We start from the raw sequence: 3,842 nt of genomic DNA, 5'->3' as shown, positions 1-3,842 counted from the left end.
CTTAGTAATAAACCTTGGAAAAAGATTAGCAAACCACGGAGTAAATATTTTAATCAAATACCACTGGTCATCCTTTTCTAACCAGGCGTATGGCGTTAGCCACCACTGGCAATCCGTGGGGCTAGCAGAACTTGTTTGATGATCTAAATTAAATCTTATCCCATATAATTTGGCATTGCCTTTTAGTGCCATTAATATTTCCTCCACTAACAATGTTATTAGGTGATATTTTTAGAGATGGAATTTCCGACTCCATTCCGAATCCGTTTGCTGTTCATCAATAACCGTTCGATGAACAGCCCGCTCCAACTGACCAAGATTTACTTCATTGTGCATGATTTCATGATCAACTTCGTGAATTGCTCCAAGATCAGCATCCTGATAACGACCATCTAGATATGAATTTGCAGATTTCAACGCCAACTGCTGCTCATGATTATGATGGAGTGAGATCCCCCAGCTTAACCCAATTAAAACGGTGATAACCGCCAGAGTAACGCTCCCCCAACGTAGTAAATCATATAGCCACTTGGGCATTGTTTTAATAACCTTATTACGGCGTTCGGATTCAGTCTGAGCCAACTTTAGTAAATAATCCTTAACCGCTTCCAAACTTGGTAATGATAAAATTTTTGCCGCAAATTTATTACTACCAATTAAATCGGTATCATTAATGATCTCATCAAATTCAACCTGCTTAACTACGATACTAATTATCATGGCCTTAATTTGTTTTAATTTTTCCGTGGAAGTAAGCTCTCTAGGATCAAGCAATTCACGAATACCACGGTGTGCCACTAATAAACGCTCGCCAGGTGCTACTAAAATGTTACGTGGATTCAAAAACATTATGAACCGATAATGTGGTAGTGCAATCAAATCAATAACGGCCAAGCTTAATTTTAATCGATCGATATAGCTGGCTTGACTAGCGGTATTTCTCAATGACATTAATTTACCGGGGTTTTGGTAAGTAAGTTTGTAAGAACCATCATCTTGATGCTCAATGTGACCCCGCAAAAATAAATTGGAGTCTAAGCTTAGATAATTATTGATTGTTACTAGGACATTTTCTTGCACTTGCTCGGCTGATAAATAAATTTCAATTCGATCAGTTAGATTGTTTAATTTCAGTTGCATTGTTCCGTTACTAATTTCACGCATCTTGGGTTCCCCCCTCATCATAATCAATCATAAAAACATCACCATCACTAATGGCATAATCCTTCAAGGGTAAGATAAAAAAACCGTTTTTGTTAACAACCCTGAGCTTATATGCATCATTTTTTGACAAACCTGCTTGAAAAATTACCGGAGCAATTAATTTTTTTAGTTCTTTGAGCGTTAAATTCCGAGAAATTCGCAAATCCAAGCTTCGCTGCTGAATTGGTTCCCTAATTTCCACATTAATATAATTACTCAACTACGTAATCCTTTCTTAAAAGACAAAAAGGAAGGAAACTCATCTTCAAGTTTTCTCCCTCCTGCAAAATAATAATGCTAACAATTTTTCTATAATACCATTTAAATTTAACTAAGTATTAAAAAATTGTCAAGCTTAATAATTTTACCTAAAATATAAAATCATTGGTTTGCTACGGTTAATTGCGCTTATCTTATGTAAATAAAAAACCTCATCAAATGATGAGGTTTTTTGCTTAATTTTAATCTAACTTATCTTGCGCTTTTTGAGCAGCAACATTCATGATATTCCAAGGACGATCGAAGCCAGGCTGGAAGAAAAAGTCTGCATAGGCTAAATCATCAATCGTCAGATGTTGTTGTAATGCCAACGAAATTGCATTGATATTAGCAGTAACATCCATTGTAGACATAATCTGAGCCCCCATAATGGTTCTGGTCTCAGGATCAAAACTTAGTTTGAAATATACTGGTGCATTATGTGATTCTGGAACAAATGGTGGTACCACTGTATCCTTAAGAAAGACCGATTCAATCTTTGCGCCAACTGTAGCTGCTGTTACATCTTTAACTCCCGTAGAAGCAAACTTGTAAGAAAACACATGCAAAGCAGACGAGCCAGAAACTGCCGTTGTCTTCCGCCGTTGTTCTTCAAGATTATAAGCAGCCGAACGCCCTTGACGACGAGCATTGGTTGCTAAAGCGATCAACTGTTTTTTACCAGTCGGTGCAAACTCTACTTCAGTTGCATCTCCAGCTGCAAAAATATCTGGCTGGCTTGTTTGTTGATATTCATTTGTCTTGATCATACCGTGTTCATCTAGATCAATCACATCGGCTAACCACTTCGTAGCAGGACGAATTCCCGCGGTTTCAATCACTAAATCGGCTGGCCAAGTACTACCGGTAGTTGAAATAACTGATTTAACGGCTCCGTGATCATTACCAACATATTCTTTAACCGACTGACTTAACCGCAATTCCACATTCTGTGCCGTTAATTCGTCTTGTAAAATGTCAGTAAATTCAGAATCAAGATAGGTTCCTAAGATGGTTGGATTCAGATCAATAATGGTTACATGCATGCCAGCCTTTGCAAACGATTCGGCAGCTTCGATACCAATATAACCAGAACCAACGACTGTCACATTCTTAATCGTTGGATCAACACTAGCTTGTTTCAGCTTGATTGCCCAATCACGGCCTCGCATGGCATAAACATTTTTCAGCTCTTTACCAGGAACGGGCAGTTTAAAGGGCACCGCTCCGACCGCCAAGATTAACTTATCGTATTCAGCCGTCGTATCTCTCCCACTCTGAACTTCAACGACCGTCATGCGATGAGCATCTGGATCAATCGCAGTTACCTCAGAATTAATGTGAACGTGAACACCCTTAGCTTCCATACCAGGAACGGTTGCGTAACTAACGGAGTTAACATCTTTTACAACTCCTTGAAGATATAGTTCCATTCCACATGATAGAAACGAAACAAAGTCTCCCTTTTCATACCAATCGATTTGAGCATCAGGGAAATCATGCAAAACCCCTCTGACAGCCTCATACCCACCGTGTGATGAACCAATAACAGCAACTTTCATCCTATTGGACCTCCTAAATTTTCTTGAGCCGGAGTATGTGCGTTAAAATTGTGCACAACCACAGTTCCTGTACTTATTATAAACTGATAATGCATAGAAACCAAGTGTTCACTAACTTTTATTCAAAAATTTTCCAGCCCATTTAGAGTACAATATGATTAGACTATTAATAAAGGAGAACATTAAAATGAAAAAAAGATGGTTAAGCGTTCCAATTATCTTAAGTAGCGGATTATTAGCAGGTTGTTCGTTTGTTAATCCTGGTGCTAACCGACAATCAAAATCAACCAATCAGAAAACCACCTCGCAACCCGTAAAGGCTTCTTTTGAAAATAATATTCTAAAAACAAATCAGGCCACGATTAAGATTACGGCAGTTAAAACCACACGACCCAATCAAACCTATCCGCAACCAATCATTACTTTTATTTATAAAACTACCAATAATGGGTCCACTTCGATCACACCACAAAGTACTTGGAAGAAATCGTTTAACGCTCTACAACAGGGAAATCAATTACCAACGACAACCCTTAAAGATCCCAGTATTCCTGATAACAACCAGCGACAACTTCAATCGAATCAATCGGTAGAAAATGCCACCAGTTATCAGCTAAAAAACCAAACTGATCCAGTCACGCTTCAAGCAACCATCTCTAAAAGTGAGCAACCTTTTTCAGATTCAAAACAACAAAATTTAGACACCATCACGCTGGGTTCCCAAATTTATAACATTAAACAGTAATTAAATAAAAAAAATCTATCTCAAACGAGATAGATTTTTTTATTTTTACCAGTAACTGTGTGAAGCACGGAAGT

Annotated in this window: 5 protein-coding genes; 1 reads left to right on the top strand and 4 read right to left on the bottom strand. The window is 38.0% G+C overall.

Features of this window, described 5'->3' with window-relative positions; translation table 11 throughout:
• From B808_RS04260 to B808_RS04245, 4 genes are all read right to left on the bottom strand, one after another.
• Positions 1-192, bottom strand: a 192-nt coding sequence (locus B808_RS04260) for a hypothetical protein (RefSeq protein ID WP_035422155.1), incomplete at its 3' end; no start/stop codon positions are given.
• A 39-nt stretch (positions 193-231) separates the two neighbouring features.
• Complete coding sequence (locus B808_RS04255) at positions 232-1,164, bottom strand: type VII secretion protein EssB/YukC (RefSeq protein WP_009166380.1); 933 nt, start codon at positions 1,162-1,164, stop codon at positions 232-234.
• Positions 1,157-1,423 carry a hypothetical protein gene (locus B808_RS04250; protein ID WP_035422153.1) on the bottom strand — a complete coding sequence of 89 codons (267 nt, stop codon included), beginning with the start codon at positions 1,421-1,423 and terminating at the stop codon, positions 1,157-1,159. The genes B808_RS04255 and B808_RS04250 overlap by 8 nt, the downstream gene beginning before the upstream one ends.
• Positions 1,424-1,664: 241 nt before the next feature.
• On the bottom strand, positions 1,665-3,023 hold the full coding sequence (locus B808_RS04245) for an FAD-dependent oxidoreductase (protein WP_009166378.1): 1,359 nt from the start codon (positions 3,021-3,023) through the stop codon (positions 1,665-1,667).
• A gap of 187 nt (positions 3,024-3,210) precedes the next feature.
• Here B808_RS04245 and B808_RS04240 point away from each other — a divergent pair, with 187 nt between their 5' ends.
• Positions 3,211-3,768, top strand: a complete 558-nt coding sequence (locus tag B808_RS04240; RefSeq protein ID WP_009166377.1) for a DUF5067 domain-containing protein — start codon at positions 3,211-3,213, stop codon at positions 3,766-3,768.
• Positions 3,769-3,842: the final 74 nt, after the last annotated feature.

It is taken from the genome of Fructilactobacillus florum 8D (assembly GCF_000512295.1).
Lineage (GTDB): Bacteria > Bacillota > Bacilli > Lactobacillales > Lactobacillaceae > Fructilactobacillus > Fructilactobacillus florum.
This window is presented reverse-complemented; position numbering and strand designations above follow the sequence as displayed.